Here is a 23,723-nt window from a genome sequence, read left to right on the forward strand (position 1 = left end):
GTCCATGAATTCACTCGGGGGCCGCCCGTCCCGCCGCGGCACCCCCGCGCAGCTCCCGGGCCCGTAACGCCAGCTGGATCTCGAAGCGAGCCTCCGGATCGTGCAGCAGATCGCCGAACAACTCGTCCAGCTGCCGCATCCGGTAGCGGACCGTCTGCGGGTGCACCGCGAGACGCGCGGCCACCTCCGCGACACCGCGGCCGGAACGCAGCCAGCACAGCAGGGTCTCCGCCAGCCGCTCCCGCTGCGGCGGGCGCACCTGCGCCAGCGGGCGCAGCCGGCGCTCGGCCATCGCGTCCAGCAGCGCGTCGTCGCGCAGGAGCAGCAGCGTGGTCAGGTGGTCCTGGCAGCGCACCACCGAGCCGGCCGGGTCCGTGCCGGACAGGACGCCCCGCCGGACGAGGTCCAGCGCCTCCGTCGCCCAGCGCAGCGACCGCGCCCCCTCGTCCAGCGCCACCGTCGGCCCCATCGCGGCGCGCAGCCCCTGCAGGGCCCCGGCCACCGCCCGGGCCCGGCCGGGGCCCTCCGGATCGGGCACCACCAGCAGCGCGGGCTGGACGTCGAACCGGGTGAGGAACTCCGGCGGCACGATCGGCCCGGCGCCGGGCCCGGGGTCGACGGCCACCACCGCGACCGCCCGTGGCACCGTCCAGCGCGCGGCATGCGCCAGATCGGCGATCGCCTCGGCCGAGGCCGGGGGATCGGCGGTCAGCAGGTCCACCAGCCGGGCCCGCCGCTGCTGGAGTTCGCCCGCCGCGTGCAGCCGGGCCTCGGTGTAGGCCGCGGTCGCCGCGGCCGCCATCTCGTCCAGGTGCAGGAACAGCACCTCGCCGAAGGCGCCCAGCACATGACGGGGCAGCAGCCCCTCGTCCACCAGCGCGTTCACCCGGCGCCAGGTCACCCGGGCGCCGAGTCGCAGCGCCGACTGGAACGAGTCGAGGCTGCGCCCCTCCTCGGCCTCTCCGCGGCCGATGCGCTCGTAGGTCGCCCGCACCGGCTCCCAGTCGGTGTCCGGCTGGGCCATGCGCTCCAGCAGCCCGTGCAGCGCGTGGTCCACGCCCCGGTGCACGGCCTGCATGTACGTGTCGTCCATGGGGCGCGCGTACTCCGGGATCCCGGTCCTGATCGCGCGGACGACCTCCTCGGCGATCTCGGGGACATAGGGTCTGAGGCGGTCGGGCAGACCGGGCGGCAACGCCTTGTACGGGCCGCCCGTGTCCACGCCCACCGCTGCGGCTCTCTTCGGCACGCCGGTGACGATACCCGTGAGTAACCCACGGGGGCTCATCACCTGAGGACAGTTGTCGGGTCCGGGATTGTGCGCCGCTCACAATCGAGGGCTCAGGCGTCCGCGGCCGCGTACACCCGCTCGCCGCCCACATAGGTGAGCGCCACCGAGGTCTCGGCGATCGCCTCCGGCGGCGCGGCGAACGGATCGCGGTCCAGCACCACCAGATCGGCGAGCGTCCCGACGGCCACCCGGCCGGCGTCGTCCAGGTGGTTCACGTACGCCGATCCGGCCGTGTACGCGGTCAGCGCGTCCGCCAGGCTCAGCCGCTCGTCGGGCAGGAACACCGGCCCGGCGGCGCCCGGTTCGACGCGGTTGACCGCGACATGGATGCCCTGGAGCGGATCCGGGCTGCTGACCGGCCAGTCGCTGCCCGCCGCGAGGCGCGCCCCGGAGCGCAGCAGCGTCGCGAACGGATACTGCCACGCAGCCCGTTCGGGCCCGAGGAACGGGATCGTCAGCTCGTCCATCTGGGGCTCGTGCGCGGCCCACAGCGGCTGGATGTTGGCGGTGGCGCCGAGCCGGGCGAAGCGCGGCACGTCGTCGGGGTGCACCACCTGGAGGTGCGCCAGGTGATGCCGGGCGTCGCCCGGCCCGTTCGCCGCGCGGGCCGCCTCGACGGCGTCCAGCGCGTCCCGCACCGCACGGTCGCCCAGCGCGTGGAAGTGGCACTGGAAGCCCAGCGCGTCCAGCTCGGTGACGTACTTGGGCAGTTGGCTCGGATCGATGAAGCTCTTGCCGCGGTTGGCGGTCGCGCAGCCGCACCGGTCCAGATAGGGGTCGAGCAGTGCCGCCGTGTGGTTCTCGGCGACTCCGTCCAGCATCAGCTTCACGGTGCCCGCTCGGAACTGGCCGCGGCTCAACGCGGCTCGCCGCTCGGTGAGTTCGGGGATCTGCTCGGCCCCACGCTCGCGGTCCCACCACAGGGCGCCGGCCACCCGCGCCGTGAGCGAGCCGTCCCGGGCGGCTGTCAGATACGCCTCGGCGGGGTCGTCCATGCCGAGGAAGTCACCGATCAGGGCGTCCTGCCATGCGGTGATGCCGAGCGCGTGCAGATGCCGCTGGGCGTGCAGCAGAGCGGCCAGCCGGTCGGCCGCGGTGGCGGGCGGTGTCAGCCGGCCGACCAGCTGCATCGCGCCCTCCTGGAGCGTGCCGGCGGGCTCGCCGGAGGCGTCCCGCTCGATCCGCCCGTCGGCCGGGTCGGGGGTGTGGCGGTCGACGCCGGCCAGATCCAGGGCGCGGCTGTTGACCCAGGCGCCGTGGTGGTCCCGGTTGGGCAGGTACACCGGCCGGTCCGGGACGACCGCGTCCAGCAGTTCCCTGGTCGGCGTGCCGCCCTCGAAGGCCTCCATCGACCAGCCGCCCCCGAGGATCCACTCCCGCTCGGGATGGGCCTCGGCGTAGGCGCGGACGGCGGCCACGGTGTCCTCGGCGGTCGTCGTCCCGCTCAGGTCGCACTGGGTCAGTTCGAGTCCGGCGGGCACCGGATGGACGTGCGCGTCCTGGAAGCCCGGGAGCAGCAGCCGCCCGGCCAGTTCGACCACTTCCGTGCGCGGCCCGGCGAGCTCGCGCAACTCGCCGTGCCCGACGGCGGTGACACGGTCCCCGGTGACGGCCACGGCGGTCGCGGTGCGTCCCTCGGGAGTGAGGACGGGGCCGCCGGTGAAGAGCAGATCAGCGTGCATGATGCCTTTCCTGGATGGTCAGTTGGAGGTGGTAAGAAGGTGCTGGGAGTCGGCGTCGGTGCCCTCGCCGGTGCGGAAGTACGGTGATCGGCGCACCCACCTCGCCCACGCCGCCACGACGAACCCGGACGCGATCATCAGCAGCGGCATGAGCAGCAGGAACCAGCCGTTGTCCGCGGCGACCTCGAAGTGGTCGGCGGAGTCGTAGAAGGACCAGCCGAGGTAGCCGCCGAGCCCCAGCAGGGCGAGCGCGCTCACCGCCGGGAGCACCACGGCGCGCATCCCCTGCCGCCAGTCCTGGCGCAGCAGCGAGCGGAAGCGGGCGGCGGCCGCGAGCGCGGTCAGCGCGTAGGACAGGGCGACGACGATGCCCACGGCGTTCACCGTCGCATTGATCATGTCCGCCAGGCGCGGGATCACCAGGGCGAGCACCGCCACCGCCGTGGCCAGCGCTCCGACCAGCAGCGTTCCGGCCGCCGGCGTTCCGTACCGGGAACTGACCTTGGACCACACCGGCCCGAGGGTACGGTCCCGGCTCATGGCGAACATCCCCCGGGCCGTCGGAATGACCCCGGCCTGGAGCGAGGCCACCGCCGAGAACATCAGCGCCACCAGGGGCAGCGCGGCCAGCGGCTGCGAGGCGAGCCGGTCACCGAAGTACGCCAGCCCCTGTGCGCCGTGCCCGGCCAGCTCGCCCTCGGACAGGACCCGTTGGAAGGCGACCGAGCCGAGCAGGAACAGCCCAAGCATCGTCACCAGGGTGATCAGACCGGCCCGGGAGGCATCGCGCGGGTCGCGCACCTCCTCGTTGACGGTGAACGCGGCCTCGAAGCCCCAGTAGCAGAACACCGACAGCAGCAGGCCCTGTGCCAGCCCGGTCGCCGAGGGGATCGCGAACGGGTCGAACCAGGACAGCCGGAAGGGATGCGGGCCGCTCACGATGCCGTATCCGCAGAACCCGAGCAGCACGATGTACTCGAAGACCAGCAGCCACGTCTGCAGCCGGGCCGCGGTGCGGACCCCGGTCACGGCGGTGAGGGTCACCGCGACGAGGACGAGGATGCCCACCGCCGTCGTCTGCGCGGTCGAGTCCGGATCGAGCGCGAGCGAACCGATCCGGTCGAGCCCCGCCTCACCGGCCAGCTGGAGCATCGCCGAACCGGTGACCGCCGTGGTGTAGGCGAGGAAGGCGATGCTCGCCACGAAGTTGACCCAGCCGACCATGAAACCCAGCCAGGGGCTGAGCGAACGGCCCACCCACACATAGCCGTTGCCCGCGTTCGGCTCCACCCGGTTCAGCCGGGAGAAGGCCCCGGCGATGCCGAGGACCGGCAGGAACGCCAGCAGCATGATGGCCGGCAGATGCAGGCCCACCACGCCGGCGGTCACGCCCAGACCGATGCCGATGCTGGTGGTCGCGGCCGTGCTGGACGCGGCGACGGCGACGCCGTCCAGCACGCTCAGGGACTTGCGCAGCTCGGGCCGCGCGGGGGGATCCACACCGAAGGGGGTCTCGCTCATGCCTGTTCTCCGCTCGCACCGCAGGGCCCGGTCGGCCCCGGTGACCGCAGATGAAACCGCCCGTGTACTTCACAGGTCAACGGTGTTGTCATAAGGTGCCGGGCACACCCAGGGGAGGACTCCCATGAGCGAACGCGTCGTCCAGCCCGCCGCGCGGCAGCGCAGGCGCCCCACCAAAGGGGGCGTCGTGCTCTCCGCCGAGCTGATCGTCGAGACCGCGCTCCGGCTGATCGAGGAGCACGGCGCCGACGCCCTCTCGGTGCGCCGCCTCGGCCGCGCCCTCGGCGCCGACCCCAGCTCGCTGTACCGGTACTTCCGGCACACCGACGACCTGATGCTGGCCATCGCCGACGAGCTGATCGGACGTACCCAGCGCAGCTGGCGGCCCACCGGCGACTGGCGCGCCGACCTGCGCGAGCTCGGCCTGCGCATGCATGCGGACGCCCTCGCCCACCCCCGGGCGGCGATGCTCAGCGCCCACCGCGTCACCGGCCGCGCCCATGAGATCCAGGCGGTCGAGAAGATCCTCGGCGTGCTGCGCCGGGCCGGTTTCCCGGACCCGGAGGCGGTGCGGATCTACCACGCCTTCGTCGACCAGGCCCTCGCCTACGGCGCCCTGGACTCCGCGGGCACCGCCCTGCCCGAGCCCGCCCGCGAGGCCGAGGCCGAGGTGTGGCGGGACATCTACGGCCGGCTGCCCGCCGAGACCCACCCCCACATCGCGGCCACGGCCCGCCATCTCGTGGCCTCCATGCGCACCAGTTCCTACCCGGCCGCGCTGGACCTGCTTCTGACGGCCGCGCAGACACGCCTTGATCACTTCCGCGCCGGGACGGCCGGCTGACGGTCACACTGGACGCCGTCCGCACGTCATACGGACACAGCCCGTCCCGAGGAGGCCGTACGACCATGACCCCGCCGCCCGCCCGCAGCGCCGAGCAGCGCAAGAAGGACACCCTCCACCGCCTGGAGCACGACATCGACGCCTGGGTCGCCACCGCGGGCGAGGACGGTGGCGCGCCCTATCTCGTGCCCCTGTCGTTCGTCTGGGACGGCGCCACCCTGCTGATCGCCACCCCGGCCGAGAGCCCCACCGGCCGCAACCTCGTGGCCACCGGCAAGGCCCGCCTCGGCCTCGGACCGACCAGGGACGTCGTCATCGTCGAGGGCGTCGTCCGGGCCGTGACCCCCGAGGACCTGCCCGAGGAGGACGCCGAGGTCTTCGCCGGCAAGACCGGCTTCGACCCGCGTCAACTCGCCACCCGCTACCTGTACTTCAACGTCCTCCCGCAGCGCGTCCAGGCCTGGCGCGAGGAGAACGAGCTGCGGGGGCGGGAGCTGATGCGCGACGGAGAGTGGCTGGTCGCCGACTGACCCGGCCGGACGACCGCGCCTGGCGGACGGGGGAGGACCGCCCCGGTCGAGGCGGGGCCGCGGCGACAGCGCCCATCAGGGACCCGGATCAGTCCCGGCCGCCCTTGTCCGTGACCGGCCACGCGCCCGTCGACCGGGCGATGGCTTTGGCGCCGGTGCGGTCGACCGCGCTGCGCACCACCGCGAAGATGGCGCCCTGGACCGCCGCCGCGAGCAGGATCTCGCCCCAGCCGCGGTCCGGGTCCAGCGCCTCGGGCGCGTCCTCCTCGTGGCGCAGCGCTGTCCACACCTTGCGGAATGCCAGCCCCGCCAGTGCCCCGCCCACCCAGCTGAGCACGATTCCGAGCGGCTGATAGACGAGGGGCAGCTTCAACCTCTTGTGCTTCGCCATGCTGCACTCCTTCCTCGCCGTGCGGCCCCCATGCCCGGCGCTCACCCGCCGCCACCCGTTCGCCCGAGGCACCGCACGGGCGCCGCCCCGTCCCCGGACGGCCGCGCCGGCGGGTTCCTCCCGGCGGTGCGGTGTGATCCGCCTGGGCGGGGGGCCAGTTGGCGTTACGTGAGCGGGACAACCTCGCAGCCTGGTGATCGCCGTCGCCAAGGCCGTCGGCGGTGTGTTCGCGGGCTCGCCCGCGCTGCTGTCGGAGGCCGCGCACTCGGTCGCCGACAGCCTCAACGAGATCTTCCTGCCGGCCGCGCTGCGCCGCAGCCGCCGCCCGGCCGATCGGCGTCACCCCTTCGGCTACGGCAAGGAACGGTTCTTCTGGTCCCTCCTCGCGGCCGTCGGCATCTTCGTGATGGGCGGCTTCTTCTCCTTCTTCCAGGGCTTCGAGGCCCTCCGCAGCGGCACCGAGGAGAAGCCCGGCGGCTATGTCGCGGGCATGATCGTGCCGGGCGTGGAGCTCGTCGCGGAGGGCAGCTCGCTGGTCCACGTCGCCTACCGGCTCGGCCGCGACGCCCGCGACTCGCTCATCGGCGAGGCCGCCGATCCGGAGCTGAGCCACGGGATCCGGGCGCTGCTCCAGGCCCAGCCGGAGATCGACAGCGTGGAGGCCCTGTTCACGATGAAGACGGGCCTCGACTCGACCCTGGTGGCCGACCGGATCGATCTGGTGCCGGGTCTGGACAGTGAGGGGGTTGAGGAGGTCGCCGTACGCATCAAGAACTCGCCGGCCGACTGGTTTCCCGTCGCCGGTCAGGTCTTCCTCGACGTGACCGACCGGCCGGCGGGCGAGGCATGGGGAAGCCCCGCCGCGACGGGGGAACGCGGCGGGGCCTGACGCACGAGTGCCCGCCCGGAAACCGGTTCATGCATCGCGGACACAGATTTATCCAAAAAGAGTCGGTGCCGGGCCGGAATCAGCTCTCGCCGAGGGGCTCCAGGACGAACACCGGGATCTGCCGGGAGGTCTTCTTCTGGTAGTCGGCGTAGGGCGGAAAGGCGGCCACCGCCCGCTCCCACCACTCGTCCTTCTCCGCACCGGTGACCTCACGGGCCCTCATGTCCCGCTTGACCGGCCCGTCCTGCAGTTCCACATGCGGGTCGGACTTGACGTTGAAGTACCAGACCGGATGCTTGGGCGCACCGCCCAGCGACGCGACCGCGGCGTACCGCCCGCCGTGCTCCACCCGCATCAGCGGCGTCTTGCGGATCTTCCCGCTTTGCGCGCCCACGGTGGTCAGGACGATGACCGGCATCCCCGTGTCCATCAGCGTCGTGCCCTTCGTCCCGCCCGAGCTCTCGTACAGCTCGACCTGCTCGCGCACCCACTGCGTCGGGCTGGGCTCGTACTCGCCCTCAAGTGGCATGGGATCCGTCCCCTTCCTCGGTCCAACGGCTGACTTGTGGCCACCTACAACACCGGCGGCCCCCAGGATCATCCGTACCGCGAACCTCTTCGCCCGCACGGGTGATTACGTGCCCGTGACCCGGGGCGGCCGGGCGGGTCACATGGTCATCCGCGCCGCCAGTGCGAGCATCACACCGCTGGAGAGCAGGGCGGTCGCCAGCCGCCCGCGGTGGCCCGTGAACGCCCGGCCGAGCAGCGCCCCGCCGCCCGCGAGCAGCAGCTGCCAGCTCGCGGAGGCGGCGAAGGCCGCCAGCACGAAGGCGGCCCGCTCCGGCGGCCGTACGGCCTCGGCGGTGCCGCTGCCGAGCACCAGGGCCGCGAAGTAGACCACGGTGACGGGGTTGAGCAGGGTGATGCCGAGAAGGCCGAGATACGCGCGTCCCGCGCCGGGAACCGGCCGCTCGGGCCGGGTGCTGAGCCGCTGGGCGCGGAACTGGCGCAGGGCCAGCAGCGCGCCGCGCACCGCGAGCGCGGCGAGGACCAGCGCCGAGAGCCAGCGCAGCGGGCCCAGCAGGGGCCGTAGCGCCGTCGCCAGCGCGGAGCCGCCCGCCGCGGCGAGAAGCGTGTACAGGCCGTCGGCCGAGGCGACGCCCAGCGCGGCGCAGGCACCGGTGCGCAGCGAGGTACGGGCGGTCAGGGAGACCAGATAGGTCCCGACGGCGCCGACGGGTACGGCGATGCCGTAACCGGCGAGCAGGCCCGCCAGGAGCGCGGCCGTCACGGGCGCGCGGGATCGGGCCTCCGGGGGCCGCCGGGCTGCTGCTGACCGCGCACCGGAGGGACAGTGACGAAGGTCGGCGGCACAATGGTGTGGAGAGACGGCATGGGCAGATCCTGGGGCCGCCGCCGCTGCGCGGGCAACCGGATTTCGGCGCGTTCCCGCCCCTGCCGAGACCATTCTTCGGCCAGATCACGCAGATCGCCGATCTGGCCGAACTTGTCGTGGCCCCATAGGTGCCTGGGGCATCTAATGAAGATCGGCACGACGCACTTCTTTCGTCTGCGAGGTCTTTCCATGACGGAACTGACGGACATCACCGGCCCGGCGACCCCGGCCGAACCCGTCGCCTTCCCCCAGGACCGCACCTGTCCCTACCACCCGCCCACCGCCTACGACCCGCTGCGCGACGGGCGAGCCCTGGCCCGCGCCACCCTCTTCGACGGCCGCGAGGTCTGGATGGTCACCGGCCACAGCACCGCCCGCGCGCTGCTCGCCGACCCCCGCCTGTCCTCCGACCGGACCCGCCCCGGCTTCCCCGTGCCCATCGCCCGCTTCGCGGCCGTCCGCGACCGCCGGCTGGCCCTGCTGGGCGTCGACGACCCCCTGCACCACACCCAGCGGCGGATGATGGTTCCGTCGTTCACCCTCAAGCGCGCGACCGAACTGCGGCCCACCATCCGGCGGATCGTCGACGGGCTGCTGGACGCGATGATCGAGAAGGGCCCGCCGGCCGAACTCGTCTCCGCCTTCGCCCTGCCCGTGCCCTCCATGGTCATCTGCGGTCTGCTCGGTGTGCCGTACGCCGACCACGAGTTCTTCGAGGCACAGTCCCGCAGACTGCTGCGCGGCCCGTCGGCCGCCGACACCCAGGACGCGCGCGAGCGGCTGGAGGCGTACCTCGGCGACCTGGTCGACCTCAAGGCGCGGCAGGCCGAGCCCGGCGACGGGGTCCTGGACGACCTCGTCCACCACCCGTACCGCGAGGGCGCGCTGGACCGGGACGAACTGGTCTCGCTGGCCGTCATCCTGCTGGTCGCCGGCCATGAGACGACCGCCAACATGATCTCCCTCGGTACCTACACGCTGCTCCAGCACCCCGAGCGGCTCGCCGAGCTGCGCGCCGACCCGGCGCTGCTGCCCGCCGCGGTCGAGGAGCTGATGAGGATGCTGTCCATCGCGGACGGCCTCCTGCGGATGGCGCTGGAGGACATCGAGATCGGCGGCACCACGATCCGGGCCGGGGACGGCGTGCTCTTCGCGACCTCGGTCATCAACCGCGACACCGCCCGGTACGACGACCCCGACAGCCTGGACTTCCACCGCTCCGCCCGCCACCACGTGGCGTTCGGCTTCGGCATCCACCAGTGCCTGGGCCAGAACCTGGCCCGCGCGGAACTGGAGATCGCCCTCGGCGCCCTGATCGCGCGCCTGCCCGGCCTCCGGCTGGCCGCACCCGCCGAGGAGATTCCCTTCAAACCCGGCGACACGATCCAGGGGATGCTGGAACTCCCCGTGACCTGGTAAGAGGCTCTGGTCATGCACAGCAAAGCCATGCACATCGACATCGACAAGGACGTCTGCATCGGTGCGGGCCAGTGCGCGCTCACCGCGCCGGGGGTGTTCACCCAGGACGACGACGGCTTCAGCGCGCTGATCCCGGGCCGTGCGGACGGCGCGGACGACCCGCTGGTCCGGGAGGCGGCCCGCGCCTGCCCGGTGGGCGCGATCACGGTCACGGAAACCGGAGACTGAAGCCCGACCCTCGGCCCGGCCGCCGCAGCCGCGTCAGTAGGGTGCCCGGATGACCGAACACGCCGGGAAGCCCTTCCTCTACGTCGTCGTCTGCGCGGCCGGGATCGCCACCCAGGTCACCAGGCTGATCGACGCCGCACGGGAGCGGGACTGGGAGGTCGGCGTGATCGCCACCCCGCTCGCGATGAACGGGTTCTTCGACACCGCGGCCGTCGAGGCGGCGACGGGCCGCCCGATCCGGTCGGCCTGGCGCTCCCCGGCCGACCCCCGCCCCTTCCCGCCGCCGGATGCCGTGGTGGTGGCGCCGGCCACCTTCAACACCGTCAACAAGTGGGCCGCGGGACTGGCCGACACCCTCGCCGTCGGCACCCTGTGCGAGGCCGCCGGACTGGGCGTCCCCATCGCCGTGCTGCCCTGCGTGGCCGACGCGCTGGCCGCCCACCCCGCCTACCGGGACAGCCTGGTCCGGCTGCGGGGGATGGGCGTCCGCTTCGGCGATCCGTACTCCGGCCTCCCCGACGAGGACGGTGGGCGTCCCGACTTCCGCTGGGAACGGGCCCTGGAGCTGCTGGAGCGGCCCTGAGCGTGCCTCACCGCGCCTTGCGGACGTACTGCGCGCTGCCCGGCGTGGAGACGTTCACGTCCCGGCGGACGATGCTCAGCCGGCCGCCCCAGTGGGCCAGTGCCTTGCGCAGGCCGCTGTCGGTGTACTCGATGTCCACCACCCGGTCGTCGAACGCCCTGGCGTACACCCCGCACTCGTCGTACTGCCCGCACTCCTCCGTGACCGCGAAGTCCAGCCCGGCCGCCTCGCGCCGCCCGGCCAGCTCCGCGGTGTTCTTCTGCCCGACGGCAAGGCGGCGGGCGTGCGCGTGCCGGGAGAGCAGGCGCATGAAGGCGGTCGCGTCGGCGGCGTCGAGCAGGTGCCGGGAGCGGGTGTAGCTGTCGTAGTTGTCGGGCTCGACGGCGTCGTAGCCCTTTTTCGCGCAGCCGTCGATCCACCGGTCGACCCGCCGCGCCACGCGCTCGCGCTTGGCCGGGGTGCGCAGGTCGAGCAGCGGTTCGTTCCAGTCCTCGTCGATGACGGCCTTGCCGCGGGCGTCACGCAGCAGCAGGTCGGCGGGCCAGGAGGAGCGTTCCTCGGGCTGGGCCTGGAAGGCGTTGACGTAGCAGATGTTGTACAGGCCGGGCGCCGGGGAGTCGGACCGGTCGCGGCTGACGACGCGGACACCGGCGGGTGGCGGGTAGGCGCCGCCGATCTGGTAGTCGAACCCGGCGTGGCGCGGCGGCAGGCGTACCGCGGCGGGCTTCGGGGACGGCTTTTCGTCCGTGCCGCCGGAATCGCAGCCGGTCAGGGTCCCCGCGGCGACGGCCGCGGCGAGCAGCAGGGCGCCGACGGCCGTCCCGGGACGTGAGATACGGGAATCACCCTCGGTGGGCACGTCCGCTCCATCGATCGCGGGTACGGCCCCGCCTCGGACCGGCCGGGCCGTCCTGGCGACTGGGGCCGGGCTGGGACCGTGGAGTCCATCACCGGCTGGGCGCACCTCTGGGTGCCCGCCGGGCGGCGCGGCACGCTCCGGGATCCAATCGTCCGCCTGAGCCGTAGTCAAGTCGGTGCCCGGGCACCACGTACTCTCCTAGTGACCATCGCCCCCGAAGGCAGGAGCAGCAACGATGCAGTACGTGAAGCTCGGTTCGACGGGTCTGGACGTGTCGCGGATCTGTCTGGGCTGCATGACCTACGGCCTGCCCGACCGCGGAACGCACGAGTGGACGCTCGACGAGCAGGCGTCCCGTCCGCTCATCCGGCAGGCGCTGGAGGCGGGCGTCAACTTCTTCGACACCGCCAACATCTACTCCGACGGCACCAGCGAGGAGATCGTCGGCAAGGCCCTGCGCGACTTCGCCGACCGCGACGAGATCGTGCTCGCCACCAAGGTGAACGGCCGGATGCGGCCGGGCCCGAACGGGGCAGGGCTGTCCCGCAAGGCCGTCATGGCCGAGATCGACCACAGCCTGCGCCGCCTCGGCACCGACTACGTGGACCTCTACCAGATCCACCGCTACGACCACACGACGCCCGTCGAGGAGACCATGGAGGCGCTGCACGACCTGGTCAAGGCGGGCAAGGTGCGTTACATCGGGGCGAGTTCGATGTACGCCTGGGAGTTCTCCAAGGCCCAGTACACGGCCGAGCGGCACGGCTGGACCAAGTTCGTCTCCATGCAGAACCACTACAACCTGCTCTACCGCGAGGAGGAGCGGGAGATGTTGCCGCTGTGCGCGGACCAGAACGTGGGGGTGCTGCCCTGGAGCCCGCTCGCCCGCGGCCGCCTCACCCGCGACTGGGGCACCGTCACCGAGCGCAGCGCGAACGACGACTTCGGCGGCCGCCTCTACCTGGAGAGCGACCGCTCCATCGTCGAGGCCGTCAACCGTATCGCCGGTGAGCGCGGCGTCCCGCGCGCCCAGGTCGCCCTCGCCTGGCTGCTGCACCAGGACACGGTGACCGCGCCGATCGTCGGCGCGGCCAAGCCGCAGCACATCGAGGACGCGGTCGCCGCCGTCGAACTGGAGCTGACCGACAAGGAGATCGAGCAGTTGGAGGAGCCCTACACCCCGCACGGAATCAGCGGCCACTGAAGCGCCCCCGACAGGGGCACGGGGCTGTGTCGATGTGCGGCCCCTTCACGTGGGCGCGAGCAAACCGGCCACAACCCGCAGACGACCTATGGTCCGGCCTACGGAGCATCGCCGTGCGGCACAAAGCCGCCGCACGGCCCCGCCCCCTCGCTCCCGGGCAGCGGGACCCGCTCTCCCGCCATGTCCAGCGTCCGGTAGTAGTCGTCGATCCGCTCGGCCGAACGGCCCACGTAGTGCCCGATGAAGGAGCGCCGGAACCGGTCGGCGCTGCGGTTGGGCCCCGAGCCGTGCACCAGGCTGCCGTTGAAGAACAGCACGTCGCCCGGCGCCAGGTCCACGGGCACCGGCGTGAGGCCGGGCGGCGGCGGCACGTACTCCCGCGCGAACGACAGCCCCGGGTCCGCCTCTTCGGGACAGAACAGGTCCATGTGGTGTGTGCCCGGGACGACTTCGAGGCCGCCGTTGTCCCGGTCGATGACGTCACAGGCGACCCACGCGGCCACACAGGTGCCCGGCTCCACCCGCAGATAGAAGTTGTCCTGGTGCAGCGCCTGGCCCCGGGCGCCCGGCGGCTTGAAGTAGAACATGCTCTGTGCGGCGAGCACCTCCTCACCCAGCAGCGCCTCCAGCACCGCCCGCAGCCGGGCGTCGAGCAGGAACCCGCGTGCCCGCGCGCTGATCTCGTGCGGCTGCATCACCCGGGGGTGCCTGCGCAGCGGGTCGGGGTCGGCGGGCCGTGGCTCGAAGTGCCCGGGGACGGGCCCGGCCGCGTGCAGCGCGGCGAACACGTCGCACAGCCCCTCGATCTCGTCGTACCCGAACAGACCGCGCACGACCGTGAATCCCTGCCGCTCGTACCGCTCCCGGAGTGCCTCGGGCAGGATGGCGCCCATGTCCATGGCTGTCATGCGTCGCTCCTCGCTACGGTGCTCCCCGGGCCGTCACGCTAGGCCGACGCGCGCTCGGGGAGGATGCCCATGCGTGCTGCCGCACTGCCCGGGGCTGCTGCCGGCGACCCGTCCCCACCGCCCGGCGTCGTGGTCACCGGACGGTACGACCAGGGACCGGGATACGGCGTCAACAGGCCGCTCGGCTCCCGCAGTTGGCTGTTCACCTTCACCATGGGCGGGCGGGGTCTGATCCGGCAGGGGAGCGCCCGTGCCGAAGCGGTCGCCGGGCACCTGGTGGTGCTCGCCCCGGGTGTCGCGCAGCGCTATGGCGTGGCGCCCGGGGCTCCGCACTGGCGGTTCTGGTGGGCGCACTGCCAGACCCGCCCGTCCTGGACACCCTGGCTCCACCCGTACGCCGTCGCCGACGGCCTGTACGTCCTCGCGCCCCTTCCCGATGCCCTGCGCGGCCGTGTCGAGGCCGCGTTCGGCCGGATGCTCGCCGGCGCCCGCCGGCCCGCGCGGGGCACACCGTCCGGTGCGGACCCGGTGGCCGTGGCGCAGGACACCCTGGCGCGGGAGCTGGCCCTGTGCGCGCTGGAGGAGGTCGTCCTGCTCGCCGCGTCCGGCGCCGGTGCGACGGCACCCGAGCCGGACGACGACGCCCGGGTGCGCCGCGCCGAGGAACTGATCGCCGCCGACCCGGGCGCCCCGCACACCGTGCGCTCGCTCGCCGAGAGCGTGGCGCTCTCCCCGTCCCGGTTCGCCCACCTGTTCGCCCTGCGCACCGGCCGGCCGCCCATGCGCGCCCTGCGCGAGGCCCGGCTGTGGCACGCCGCCCGGCTGCTGGAGGTCACCGACCTCACCGTGGAGCGGGTGGCGGCGGCGTCCGGATTCCCGAGCCCCTTCCACTTCAGCCGTCTCTTCCGGGCCCGCTACGGGGTACCGCCGGGCGCATATCGGGCGGGCGAACGGCCGTAATGCGCCGGCAAAGGCTTTTATTGACGAGAAGTCAAAGCGCCGCCCGTCGAACGCAATGTTGAGAAGCGGGACATCTCTTGTTCCGTCCTGCCCGCCTGTGCAAAAGTGTGCGCTGTCGGCGTGCAGACAATTACATTTTCCCGCTGCACGCTCCGGGTCGCTCCCGTACGCCCCCCACGCTTCAAAAGAGCTGACCAGGTGGACGTTCGGGACGCCGAATCACATCCCATACTTATTGGTATGGACTAATTCCCGTTTTGCGTCTGGAGGAATGCAGCCGTGCATGACGCAGGCTCGTCGGATTCCGTCCCCACCGCCCCCCGGTTCGATCTCTCGGACGAGCAGCTGAGTGCCGAACTGAAGAAGTGGACGGGAACGACACCCGCGCTCCATCCGGTCGGTGAACTCCTGGACCGGCACTGGGAAGCGGCGTTCGCCTATGCCCGGCTGTGCACCGACGGACCGCGTGCCGCCGGCATGCTCACCACCGCGGCCTTCACCCGGCTGTTCGGCGAGTCCCTCAGACAGGCGGGCCCGTCCGCCGCGTGGCGGCCGCATCTGCTGGTCACCGTCCGCCGGATCGCGGCCGAGTGGGACGGCGACGGCCGCCAGGAACTGCTCCACCCCGCCCTGCGGCCGGACGCCGCCGCAGGGGAGCGTGCGGCGGCCCGGCTGCTCCCGCCGTCCGGCCGGCGGCTGCTGTCCCGGGCGTTCCAGCGACTGTCCCAGTCCTCCCGCGCCGTGCTCTGGCACGCCGAGGTCGAGGCCGATCCCCTCGCCGTCCCCGCGGCGCTCCTCGGCCTGGACGAGGAGGAGACGCGGATCGAGCTGCGCCGCGCCCGGGAACGGCTGCGCGAGGAGTGCCTCCAGGCCCACCGCGAACTCGCTCCCGAGGCCGAGTGCCAACAATATCTGCGCATGCTGGACGTGACCTTCCGGCGCGGAGGCGTCGACATCGACCCGGACCTCCAGCAGCACCTGGCCCGCTGCCGGCACTGCCGGCTGACCGCCGACCAGCTGGCGCGGTTCAACGGCGGACTCGGCCTCGCGCTCGCCGAGGCGGTCCTCGGCTGGGGCGCCCGCGGCTATCTGGAGTCCCGGGCGGCCCGGACCGAACAGACCCCCGCCCCGCAACCGGCGCCGCCGACCGCCTCCGTACCCTCGGGCGGCGAGGCCTTCACCTCCATGGCACCCGCGCCGGCCACGACCGGCCCCGGGAGCTCCGCCGCCCCCGGCAGGCCCGCTTCCTCCCGCCGTTCCGCGCACCGGGCCGCCCGCCGGGTCCGTCGCCGCAACCTCGCCCTGGCCGTCGTCACCGTCACCGGCCTGGTCGTCCTCCCGCTGGTCCTGTGGTCGCTGCTCGACTCGGGCGACCACCCGGCCCCGTCCCCCAAGGACACGGCCTCCCGGGCACCGGGCAAGGACTCGGTGAAACCGGGCCCGTCCTGGGCCGCGGCCAGCGGGACCGCCGAGGGCGCGCTCCACGGCCGGCTGCACAATCTCGCCTCTGGCCTGTGCGTGGGCGTCGTCGGCGACAAAGCCGTCCACGGGGCGGAGACCGAACTCACCAGCTGTACCTCGACGGCGAGCCAGCAGTGGACGTACGAGACCGACGGACTGCTGCGCAACTCCTCCGCCCCGGATCTGTGCCTCGACTCCCACCTCGGATTCTCGGTCCGGCTGGCCCCCTGCTCGGCCACCGGGAAGGCCGCCAAGGACATCCGCTACGACTTCACCCTCCAGGGCGCCCTCGTCCCCCGCTCGAACCAGGACCTGGCGCTGACCCCCGCCGCGACCGACGGCTCCGGTGCCCTCGTCCTCAAGAACCGCAGCGCGACCTCCGCCCAGCGCTGGACCGTGGACACCGCGAAGCCCGACCTCCAGATGGAGGTCGTCAACTGGGACACCGGTACCGCCTCGTCGTCGGCGCCGCCGTCGAAGGCCGCCCCCAAGGCAGCCAAGACCCCGTCTCCCACCCCCACCCCGAAGGCCTCCGAGTCCAGCCCCGCGCCGTCCCCTTCCGCCACCGCCGACTTCTGCGCGGTCCACCCGGACTACTGCGGTTGGGGCGACGGCGGATACGGCGGTGGCCGCGGGGGCCGCCGCCGCTGAGGGGCGGCCCGGACGAGCGTGCACGGACTACGAGGACGCGCCGCCCGCCGTGCCCATGAACTCGTCCCATCCGCTCACCGGTGCCTGGCCCGGCGACAGCGTGCGCAGCTTGCGCAGCACCGCCGGGTCCTGCGCCTCCAGCCAGGCCACGAGCTGCTTGAAGGACACGAACCGCACATCGTCGTGCTGCGCCATGCGGCCGATCGCCTCCTCGACGGCGTCCATGTAGATGCCGCCGTTCCAGCGTTCGAAGTGGTTGCCGATGAAGAAGGGGGCGCGGTTGGTGTCGTACGCGCGCTGGAAGCCGGCCAGGTAGGTGTCCCGGGCCTGGGCGCGCCAGGCGTCGAACTTGGTGCGGTCGCCCAGGGGGTTGCCGCCGGACTGGTTGAACATCATGTTGTAGTCCATCGACAGCACCTGGAAGGAATGGCCGGAGAACGGTATCGACTGCAGCGGGAAGTCCCAGATCTTGCCGCCCTGCACCTTGCCCGGCCAGATCTGCAGTCCGCCGGGGGAGCTGGCGTCGTACTTCCAGCCGAGCGCGGCCGCGGTGGGCAGCAGGTTCGCCTGGCCCTCCAGGCAGGGGGTGCGGCCGCCGATCAGCTCCTTGTGGTAGTCGAACGGCAGGGGTTCGAGGTCGGTGAAGCCGGTGTTCGTCTTCCACTTCGTGACGAAGTCCGTCGCCTGCTCGATCTCGCTGCGCCACTCGGCCGACGACCAGTTGCGCACGCCGCTCGCTCCGCAGAAGTGCCCGTTGAAGTGGGTGCCTATCTCGTGCCCCTCCAGCCAGGCGGCCCGCACCTGCTGGATGGTGGCGTGGATGTGCCGGTCGGCGAGGTAGCCGATCGCGGACGCGCCGACCGGGTGCTGCGGCGGGCGGTAGAGGTTCTTCTTCGCCTCGGGCAGCGTGTAGATGCCGCTCAGGAAGAAGGTCATCTTGGCACCGTGGTCGGACGCGACCTTGCGGAACCGGGAGAACAGCTGGTTGCTGAGCTCGCCGGCGCCGTCCCAGGAGAACACCACGAACTGCGGGGGCTTCTGGCCCGGCTTCAGCCGGACCGGCTTCGGCTGGTGCGGCTGGGGGCCGGTGTCGGCGGTGGAGCCGTCGCCGATGGGCTTGCCGGCCCGGGCCTGCTCGGTGCCCTTGCCGTCGGACGAGCCGTCCCCGTAGACGGACAGGCCGGTGCCGGAGGAGCAGGCGGACAGGGCTCCCAGGGCGCCCGCCGCCGCCCCCGCCGTCAGCACACGCCTGCGTGAGATGCCGCTCATCGTCTTCCCCGATTCCGTCGTCAGGGCTCCTCGCGGAGCCTTGTTGCTGTGAGGTCGACGGGTTCGATGACGGGAGGGCCGGGAAAGATCGCGGCGGCCGGGACGTGTTGCCGTCCTGTGACACTTGTGGCGCGCTCATGACGAACCCCCGCTGTCCGGGCGCGGACAGCGGGGGTTCGTCGGGGGGGGGCTTCGGTCAGGCGCCGGTGCCGGGGCTGAACACGGTCAGGAAGACGGAGGAGGAGTTACCGGACACGGGGACCGGTCCGGCCGTCCACGCCACCTGCAGGGGGTCCCGCTCGTCGGGCGGGGTGACCACCAGCGCGGCCGGCGTACCGGTGCCGGCGCCGCTGACCTCCGGGTTGGAGAAGGTCAGGCCCGCCCAGGCGCTCTGCCCGGGCTTGAGCGTGACCGTCGCGGGCGAGCCCGACTCACGCTTGGGGTCCTTGCCGATCTGGCTCCCGGAGGCGTTCACGAACGCGGCGCCCGGGAAGCCGCGCAGGGTGCAGGTCCGGGCGGACTTGTTGGTGAGCACGACGGGGAAGTTCTCCTGGCCGGCGCCCGGGTTGTTACGGCCGACGGAGGCGCGCAGCTCGGAGGTGTGGCACCGGCCGCCGGCGCTGCCCGCCTTGGTGCCGGTGCCGTCGTCCGGGGCGGCCGTGGGCTTGTGGGTGGTGGTCGGCGTTCCGCCACCGGGTGTCGAGGGAGCGGCGGTCGTGGCGTCGGAGGCCGAGTTTGACGAGGTCTCGGTCGCCGGAACGGCCGTGCCCGACACCTTCTGCGGTGTGGAGTGGACGTCCTGGCTGCCGCAGGCGGTCAGGAGGCCCAGTGCGGCGACCGCGCCCGCGAGCAGGGCCCCGCGCTTGGAGGACCGGGATGAGTACGCCATGTCGCTCAACACTCCTGGTTCTTCATGGCACGCGACGGACGCGCGCCTACGACGCCGGGTGCGCCGTCACCACACTTCGATGCACGGGCCACCGGAAAAGTTCGGGACTCTGTGGTTCTTTTCCCCGTTTTGGCCGCCGGATGACGCCCGGCGGTTCAGGTGACCCGCAGCGAGCGCAGGATGCCCTCGGTCGCGGAGCCGCCGTCGCGCTCGCGCACCTGCACGTACACCTGCGGCGTCGCCGAGTCGCCCGAAGGACGCAGCGCCGACTCGGTGACCGAGGCGCCGTCCGGGCAGCCGGTCCAGGTCCGGGTGCTGCCCTGCCAGCCGGCGCCGGTGAAGGCCCGGCTGCCGGCGTAGTGGCAGCCGGCGTGGCTGAGCGCGCTCACCCGGGCGGCGACGTCACCGTGCTCGCTGACGCCGACGAACACACCGTCGACGGTGACGCTCAGGTCGGACCATTTCGTCAGGTCGTCGGCGACCACAAGCCCCGGCTCGTGCCCGGCCGGCAGCCCGAGGACGCGCGGGTCCCAGCCGGAGTCACGCACCTCGTGGGCCCAGCCGGCGGGCACCTCTACGGCGACCCGGCCGGTGGAGTCCTTCACCTTCGTCGTGTCCTCGCCGCCGGGCCGGTGGATCACCAGCGTCACGGTGACGGCGGCCGCCGCGGCGGCGAGCAGTGCCGCCAGGGACAAGGTCACGATGTTGAGCCGGCCCCGGACGGCGTCGAGCCCCTTGTCCGGGCGGGCGGCGCCGCCGAAGGCCGCCGCCAGCCGGTCCAGCTCGGCCGCGAACACCGGCGCCCCGGGCCAGCGGCGCTCCCGGTCCGGCTCCAGGGCGCGCAGCAACGCCCGCTCCACATCCTCGCCGAGGTCCGGTCGCAGCCGCCGGGGCGGTACGACCTTGCCCGGGGGCCCCGGCACGGTCCCGGTCACCAGCTCGTAGCCGACCGCGCCCAGGCTGTAGACGTCGGCGCGTTGGTCGATGCCCTCCCCGGGCTCGGCCTGCTCCGGCGGCTGGTAGCCCGCCGAGCCCGCGGCCAGGGTGAGGACCGAGGCCTGCGCGAGGCTCTTGGCCAGCCCCAGGTCGGCCAGCAGCACCCGCCGCTCGCCGTCCGGGGCGGTGTGCAGCAGCACGTTGGTCGGCTTGATGTCGCGGTGCACGATGCCCGCCTCGTGTAGCGCGGCGGCGCTCCGCGCGGCCAGCGCCGTCAGCCGCAGTGCCTGGGGAACGGGCAGCGGGCCGGCCGTCAGCAGATCGGCGAGGGTGCCGCCGTCGGCGTACTCCATCACGAAGTAGGGTCTACCGTCGGGCAGTTCACCGATGTCGTAGACCTGCACCACCCGGCTGGAGCCGGCCCGGCGCAGCAGCCGTGCCTCGGACAGGAAGCGCTCGCGGATGTCGAGCCGGTGCGCCCAGTTCTCGGCGAGGACCTTCACCGCCACCAGGGCGGCCAGCTCGTCGTCGTGGGCGAGCCACACCGTGGCGAAGGCGCCGGTGCCCAGGCGCCGTTCGAGGCGGTAGCGGCCGATCCGCTCCAGGGAGTGCATACGACTATCATGCCTGGCCTGAGATCGACTCCGAAGGGGACCCTGACGTGCAGGATGTGCCGACGGCCGAAGACCTTGCCCGGCGCGCCGCGGCGGGCGACCGAGCGGCCCTGGACCGGCTGCTGACCGAGCTGCGGCCCGAGGTGGTGCGCCGCTGCGGGCGCTTCCTGCCCTGCCGGGAGGACGCCGAGGAGGCCGCCCAGGACGTGCTGCTCCAGGTGGCCCGGCACATCTCCGCGTTCGAGGGCCGCAGCCGCTTCAGCACCTGGCTGTACACCGTCGTCGCCAACTGCTGCCGGCAGAAGTACCGCGAGCTGAAACGGCGGGCCGCCGAACAGCCCGCGGCCATCGAGCCCGCCGAGCACATCGACCCGCGCACCACCAGCGTCATCGCGGGCTCCCGGATCGATCTGCTGGAGGCGCTGGAGCGGCTGGAGCGCGAGGCCCCGCACCTGGTCGCGCCCCTGGTCTACCGGGACATCTACCAGCTGGAGTACGCCGACGTCGCCGAGCGCCTCGGCATTCCCCTCGGCACCCTCAAGTCACGTCTGCACGAGGCCCGCAAACAGGTGCGGCCCTGGCTGCGGGGCTAGCGCCGGCCCGGCGACCGGGCCGCGCGGAGGCCGCGGCGCCCTGTCGGCGCGGCTGAGCGGGGCCTGACCCGTACGGCTGCGCGGCGGCGGGGCTCAACGCCGGAGGGCATTGTCCACGCTCGCTGCCGGAGCGTGAGCCCCGGGAACGAGCGTCTCCGCGACACGGCGCACCTGCGCGGTCACGGCACTACTGATCCTCGTCCACCAACCCCAGCTCCGCCCAGATCGTCTTGCCCTCGGCGGTGTGCCGGCTGCCCCAGCGCTGGGTGAGCTGGGCGACCAGCAGCAGCCCGCGGCCGCCCTCGTCGAAGATCTTGGCGCGCCTGAGGTGCGGGGCGGTGTGGCTGGTGTCGGATACCTCGACGATCAGGGTGGCGGCGTCATGGATCAGCCGCAGCCGTATCGGGTGGGCGCCGTACCGGATCGCGTTGGTGACCAGTTCGCTGACCACCAGCTCCGCCGTGAACGCGATCTCGATCAGCGACCAGCGCTCCAGTTGGTCCCCGACCTGCTTGCGGATCGGCGCGACCAGCGCCGGGTCGGCCGGGATGTCCCAGGTCGCCACCTGGGAGGCGGGCAGCCCCCGGGTGCGGGCCAGCAGCAGCGCCACGTCGTCCGCGGCCCCGGCCGGCGGCAGCAGCGTGTGCAGGACGTGGTCGCAGGTCTCGTCCAGGGTGTCCGCGTACGCCCCGAGCGCCTGGAACAGCAGCGCCCGCGCGGCGCCCCCGGACGGGTCCCGGGACATCATCAGACCGTCCGTGTACAGGGCGAGGACGGTGCCCTCGGGCAGCTCCACCTCGGCCGACTCGAAGGGCAGCCCGCCCAGGCCCAGCGGGGGACCGGCGGGCAGCTCCAGGTGGCGGGGCTCGCCGCCCGGCTCCAGCAGCACGGGCGGCGGGTGTCCGGCCCGGGCCAGGGCGCAGCGCCGTGACACCGGGTCGTAGACGGCGTACAGACAGGTGGCGCCGACCTCGCCGGGGTTGCCGTCGCCGCCGGACTCCTGCGACAGCCGGACCACCAGGTCGTCGAGGTGGGTGAGCAGTTCGTCCGGGGCCAGGTCGATGTCGGCGAGGGTGCGTACGGCGGTGCGCAGCCGGCCCATGGTGGCCGAGGCCTGGACGCCGTGCCCGACGACGTCCCCGACAACCATCGCGACCCGCATCCCGGACAGCGGGATCACGTCGAACCAGTCGCCGCCCACCCCCGCCCGGGCCGCCGGCAGATAACGGGAGGAGGCCTCCAGGGCGGCGGTGCGCGGGAGCGTGCGGGGCAGCAGGCTGCGCTGGAGGGCCAGGGCGGTCTCGCGCTCGCGCGAGTAGCGGCGCGCGTTGTCGATGCAGACGGCGGCGCGCGTGGTGATCTCCTCGGCCAGCAGCATGTCGTCGTCGGTGAACGGGTCCGGGCGCCGGTGCCGGGTGAGGACCGCGACACCCAGGGTCAGCCCGCGCGCCTGGATCGGTACCGACATCGAGGAGTGGATGCCGAACTCCCGCACCCGTTCGCCGCGGGCGGCGCTCCAGGTCAGCCACTCGGCCATGTCGCCCCCGGCCACGGCGGCCCGGATGGTGCGGCCGGCCGTCAAGGAGTCGGCCTGCGGGGAGAAGTCCGGGTACACCTCGGTCTGCCCGGGCTCGGCCACCGCCTCCGGGATGCCCTTGAGGATCGACTGATGGGCGACCCGGCGCAGGCTCACCGGGGCCGTGATGCGGGCCGGGGGCTCGCCGCCGTACTCCTCCGGGTCCAGCAGGTCGATGGTGACGAAGTCGGCCAGCGCGGGCACGCACACGTCCGCCAGCTCCTGTGCCGTCCGGGTGACGTCGAGGGTGGAGCCGATGCGCACGCTCGCCTCGTTCACCAGCTGCAGCCGCTGCCGGGCCCGCTGGATGTCGGTGACGTCGTGCGCGGCCAGGCACACGCCCCGTACCCGGCCCTCGGCATCGGTGACCGGTGCCATCCGGGCCAGCCAGGCGTGTGCGCGGTTCTCACCGGCGGTGCGCAGATAGGTCTGGACGTCCAGCGGCCGCCCGGTGGTGAGCACCTGGAGCAGGCTCTGCTCCAGCTCCTCGCTCTGCGGCTCGCTGCTGATCTCCGTGAACCTGAGGCCGCGCACCCGCTCCTCGGGCAGGCCCGTGATCTGGGCCATGGCCGCGTTCATCCGGCGCAGCCGCAGCTCGCCGTCGTACACGGCGACGGCGCAGGGTGACTGGACGAGGCCCGCGACCGCCAGCGGATCGTCCGCCGCGGGGGGCTCCCCGCCGGTCAGCGGGCTGACCACCAGCCAGCCGTCGCCGCGGTCGTCGTGGGCGGTCCTGCGGTGGGCGAGCAGCCACACGGAGACGGTGCGGCCGTCCCGGTGGCGCAATTCGACCGTCCCGTCCCAGCGTGCGCCGACGGGCGCGGACAGGGTGCCGTCCCCGGCCAGGAGCCGGGCCGCAGGACGGCCCACGACGGCGTCGGCCGGGTGGCCGAGCAGGCGCCGAGCGCCCTCGCTCCACTCCACCACTGTTCCGTCGTCGTCGATGACAGCCCGGGCAGTCGCCGCGTCGTCGAACGGATAGACCCGGCTCATCGTCGCCGCTCCCAAGCGCACACTCACAGTGAACAG

Annotated in this window: 23 protein-coding genes; 10 read left to right on the forward strand and 13 right to left on the reverse strand. The window is 73.1% G+C overall.

All coding sequences use genetic code 11. From position 1 onward, the window contains the following. Positions 1-10: 10 nt before the first annotated feature. The 3 genes from AVL59_RS17400 to AVL59_RS17410 form a co-directional block, all read right to left on the reverse strand. A complete protein-coding gene (locus AVL59_RS17400; RefSeq protein ID WP_237281533.1) occupies positions 11-1,249 on the reverse strand; it encodes a PucR-like N-terminal domain-containing protein in 1,239 nt (412 codons plus the stop codon). Between the two features lie 92 nt (positions 1,250-1,341). Continuing rightward, positions 1,342-2,973: an amidohydrolase gene (locus AVL59_RS17405; protein ID WP_067305151.1), complete on the reverse strand. Its 1,632-nt coding sequence runs from the start codon at positions 2,971-2,973 to the stop codon at positions 1,342-1,344. Positions 2,974-2,991: 18 nt separating this feature from the next. Then, positions 2,992-4,494, reverse strand: a complete 1,503-nt coding sequence (locus AVL59_RS17410) for an APC family permease (RefSeq protein WP_067305153.1) — start codon at positions 4,492-4,494, stop codon at positions 2,992-2,994. 124 nt (positions 4,495-4,618) lie between these two features. Here AVL59_RS17410 and AVL59_RS17415 point away from each other — a divergent pair, with 124 nt between their 5' ends. Then, complete coding sequence (locus tag AVL59_RS17415; RefSeq protein WP_067305156.1) at positions 4,619-5,338, forward strand: TetR/AcrR family transcriptional regulator; 720 nt, start codon at positions 4,619-4,621, stop codon at positions 5,336-5,338. Positions 5,339-5,403: 65 nt separating this feature from the next. After that, positions 5,404-5,868, forward strand: a complete 465-nt coding sequence (locus AVL59_RS17420; RefSeq protein WP_067305159.1) for a pyridoxamine 5'-phosphate oxidase family protein — start codon at positions 5,404-5,406, stop codon at positions 5,866-5,868. 88 nt (positions 5,869-5,956) lie between these two features. Here the strand turns inward: AVL59_RS17420 and AVL59_RS17425 are convergent, their stop codons facing one another. Further along, positions 5,957-6,259 (reverse strand): DUF4235 domain-containing protein, encoded by a 303-nt coding sequence (locus AVL59_RS17425; RefSeq protein ID WP_067305161.1) that lies wholly within the window; start codon positions 6,257-6,259, stop codon positions 5,957-5,959. Positions 6,260-6,449: 190 nt separating this feature from the next. Between AVL59_RS17425 and AVL59_RS17430 the strand changes: the two genes are divergently transcribed. Beyond that, complete coding sequence (locus AVL59_RS17430) at positions 6,450-7,148, forward strand: cation diffusion facilitator family transporter (protein ID WP_067305163.1); 699 nt, start codon at positions 6,450-6,452, stop codon at positions 7,146-7,148. 79 nt (positions 7,149-7,227) lie between these two features. Here AVL59_RS17430 and AVL59_RS17435 read toward each other — a convergent pair whose 3' ends face one another. The 3 genes from AVL59_RS17435 to AVL59_RS53585 all read right to left on the reverse strand — a co-directional run bounded on the left by AVL59_RS17435 (position 7,228) and on the right by AVL59_RS53585 (position 8,702). Then, a complete protein-coding gene (locus AVL59_RS17435; protein ID WP_067305165.1) occupies positions 7,228-7,677 on the reverse strand; it encodes a nitroreductase family deazaflavin-dependent oxidoreductase in 450 nt (149 codons plus the stop codon). A 138-nt stretch (positions 7,678-7,815) separates the two neighbouring features. Beyond that, on the reverse strand, positions 7,816-8,439 hold the full coding sequence (locus tag AVL59_RS17440) for a LysE family transporter (protein WP_067305168.1): 624 nt from the start codon (positions 8,437-8,439) through the stop codon (positions 7,816-7,818). Beyond that, a complete protein-coding gene (locus AVL59_RS53585) occupies positions 8,436-8,702 on the reverse strand; it encodes a hypothetical protein (protein WP_208870394.1) in 267 nt (88 codons plus the stop codon). Before AVL59_RS53585 ends, AVL59_RS17440 begins: the two co-directional genes overlap by 4 nt. A 31-nt stretch (positions 8,703-8,733) precedes the next feature. On the opposite strand from AVL59_RS53585, the gene AVL59_RS17445 reads away from it, so the two are divergent. Genes AVL59_RS17445 through AVL59_RS17455 form a run of 3 tightly spaced genes read left to right on the forward strand, consistent with a single transcriptional unit; the run spans position 8,734 to position 10,774 of the window. Beyond that, positions 8,734-9,963 carry a cytochrome P450 gene (locus AVL59_RS17445; RefSeq protein WP_067317393.1) on the forward strand — a complete coding sequence of 410 codons (1,230 nt, stop codon included), beginning with the start codon at positions 8,734-8,736 and terminating at the stop codon, positions 9,961-9,963. A gap of 27 nt (positions 9,964-9,990) precedes the next feature. After that, positions 9,991-10,191 carry a ferredoxin gene (locus AVL59_RS17450; protein ID WP_067317395.1) on the forward strand — a complete coding sequence of 67 codons (201 nt, stop codon included), beginning with the start codon at positions 9,991-9,993 and terminating at the stop codon, positions 10,189-10,191. A 49-nt stretch (positions 10,192-10,240) separates the two neighbouring features. Then, positions 10,241-10,774, forward strand: a complete 534-nt coding sequence (locus AVL59_RS17455; protein WP_067305171.1) for a flavoprotein — start codon at positions 10,241-10,243, stop codon at positions 10,772-10,774. 7 nt (positions 10,775-10,781) lie between these two features. Here AVL59_RS17455 and AVL59_RS17460 read toward each other — a convergent pair whose 3' ends face one another. Further along, on the reverse strand, positions 10,782-11,633 hold the full coding sequence (locus AVL59_RS17460; RefSeq protein ID WP_067305173.1) for an endo alpha-1,4 polygalactosaminidase: 852 nt from the start codon (positions 11,631-11,633) through the stop codon (positions 10,782-10,784). A 235-nt stretch (positions 11,634-11,868) separates the two neighbouring features. Between AVL59_RS17460 and AVL59_RS17465 the strand changes: the two genes are divergently transcribed. Further along, positions 11,869-12,837, forward strand: a complete 969-nt coding sequence (locus tag AVL59_RS17465) for an aldo/keto reductase (protein WP_067305175.1) — start codon at positions 11,869-11,871, stop codon at positions 12,835-12,837. Between the two features lie 98 nt (positions 12,838-12,935). Here the strand turns inward: AVL59_RS17465 and AVL59_RS17470 are convergent, their stop codons facing one another. Continuing rightward, positions 12,936-13,745, reverse strand: a complete 810-nt coding sequence (locus AVL59_RS17470; RefSeq protein WP_067305178.1) for a phytanoyl-CoA dioxygenase family protein — start codon at positions 13,743-13,745, stop codon at positions 12,936-12,938. 69 nt (positions 13,746-13,814) lie between these two features. Between AVL59_RS17470 and AVL59_RS17475 the strand changes: the two genes are divergently transcribed. After that, complete coding sequence (locus AVL59_RS17475; protein ID WP_067305180.1) at positions 13,815-14,705, forward strand: helix-turn-helix domain-containing protein; 891 nt, start codon at positions 13,815-13,817, stop codon at positions 14,703-14,705. Between the two features lie 279 nt (positions 14,706-14,984). After that, entirely contained in the window at positions 14,985-16,817 is a 1,833-nt protein-coding gene (locus AVL59_RS17480; RefSeq protein WP_067305183.1) for an RICIN domain-containing protein, read from the forward strand. 27 nt (positions 16,818-16,844) lie between these two features. On the opposite strand, the gene AVL59_RS17485 is transcribed toward AVL59_RS17480, so the two are convergent. From AVL59_RS17485 to AVL59_RS17495, 3 genes are all read right to left on the reverse strand, one after another. Beyond that, complete coding sequence (locus AVL59_RS17485; protein WP_208870395.1) at positions 16,845-18,086, reverse strand: polysaccharide deacetylase family protein; 1,242 nt, start codon at positions 18,084-18,086, stop codon at positions 16,845-16,847. A 196-nt stretch (positions 18,087-18,282) separates the two neighbouring features. Next, the gene (locus AVL59_RS17490; RefSeq protein ID WP_067305186.1) at positions 18,283-18,975 is read right to left on the reverse strand and encodes a DUF4232 domain-containing protein; all 693 of its coding nucleotides are present in this window, start codon (positions 18,973-18,975) and stop codon (positions 18,283-18,285) included. A gap of 155 nt (positions 18,976-19,130) precedes the next feature. Next, positions 19,131-20,525, reverse strand: coding sequence for a serine/threonine-protein kinase (locus AVL59_RS17495; RefSeq protein ID WP_067305188.1), 1,395 nt, complete (start codon positions 20,523-20,525; stop codon positions 19,131-19,133). Positions 20,526-20,572: 47 nt separating this feature from the next. On the opposite strand from AVL59_RS17495, the gene AVL59_RS17500 reads away from it, so the two are divergent. Then, positions 20,573-21,118, forward strand: coding sequence for an RNA polymerase sigma factor (locus tag AVL59_RS17500; RefSeq protein WP_067305190.1), 546 nt, complete (start codon positions 20,573-20,575; stop codon positions 21,116-21,118). A 187-nt stretch (positions 21,119-21,305) separates the two neighbouring features. On the opposite strand, the gene AVL59_RS17505 is transcribed toward AVL59_RS17500, so the two are convergent. Next, positions 21,306-23,687 (reverse strand): SpoIIE family protein phosphatase, encoded by a 2,382-nt coding sequence (locus tag AVL59_RS17505; protein ID WP_067305193.1) that lies wholly within the window; start codon positions 23,685-23,687, stop codon positions 21,306-21,308. Positions 23,688-23,723: the final 36 nt, after the last annotated feature.

This window comes from Streptomyces griseochromogenes (assembly GCF_001542625.1).
Classification (GTDB): domain Bacteria; phylum Actinomycetota; class Actinomycetes; order Streptomycetales; family Streptomycetaceae; genus Streptomyces; species Streptomyces griseochromogenes.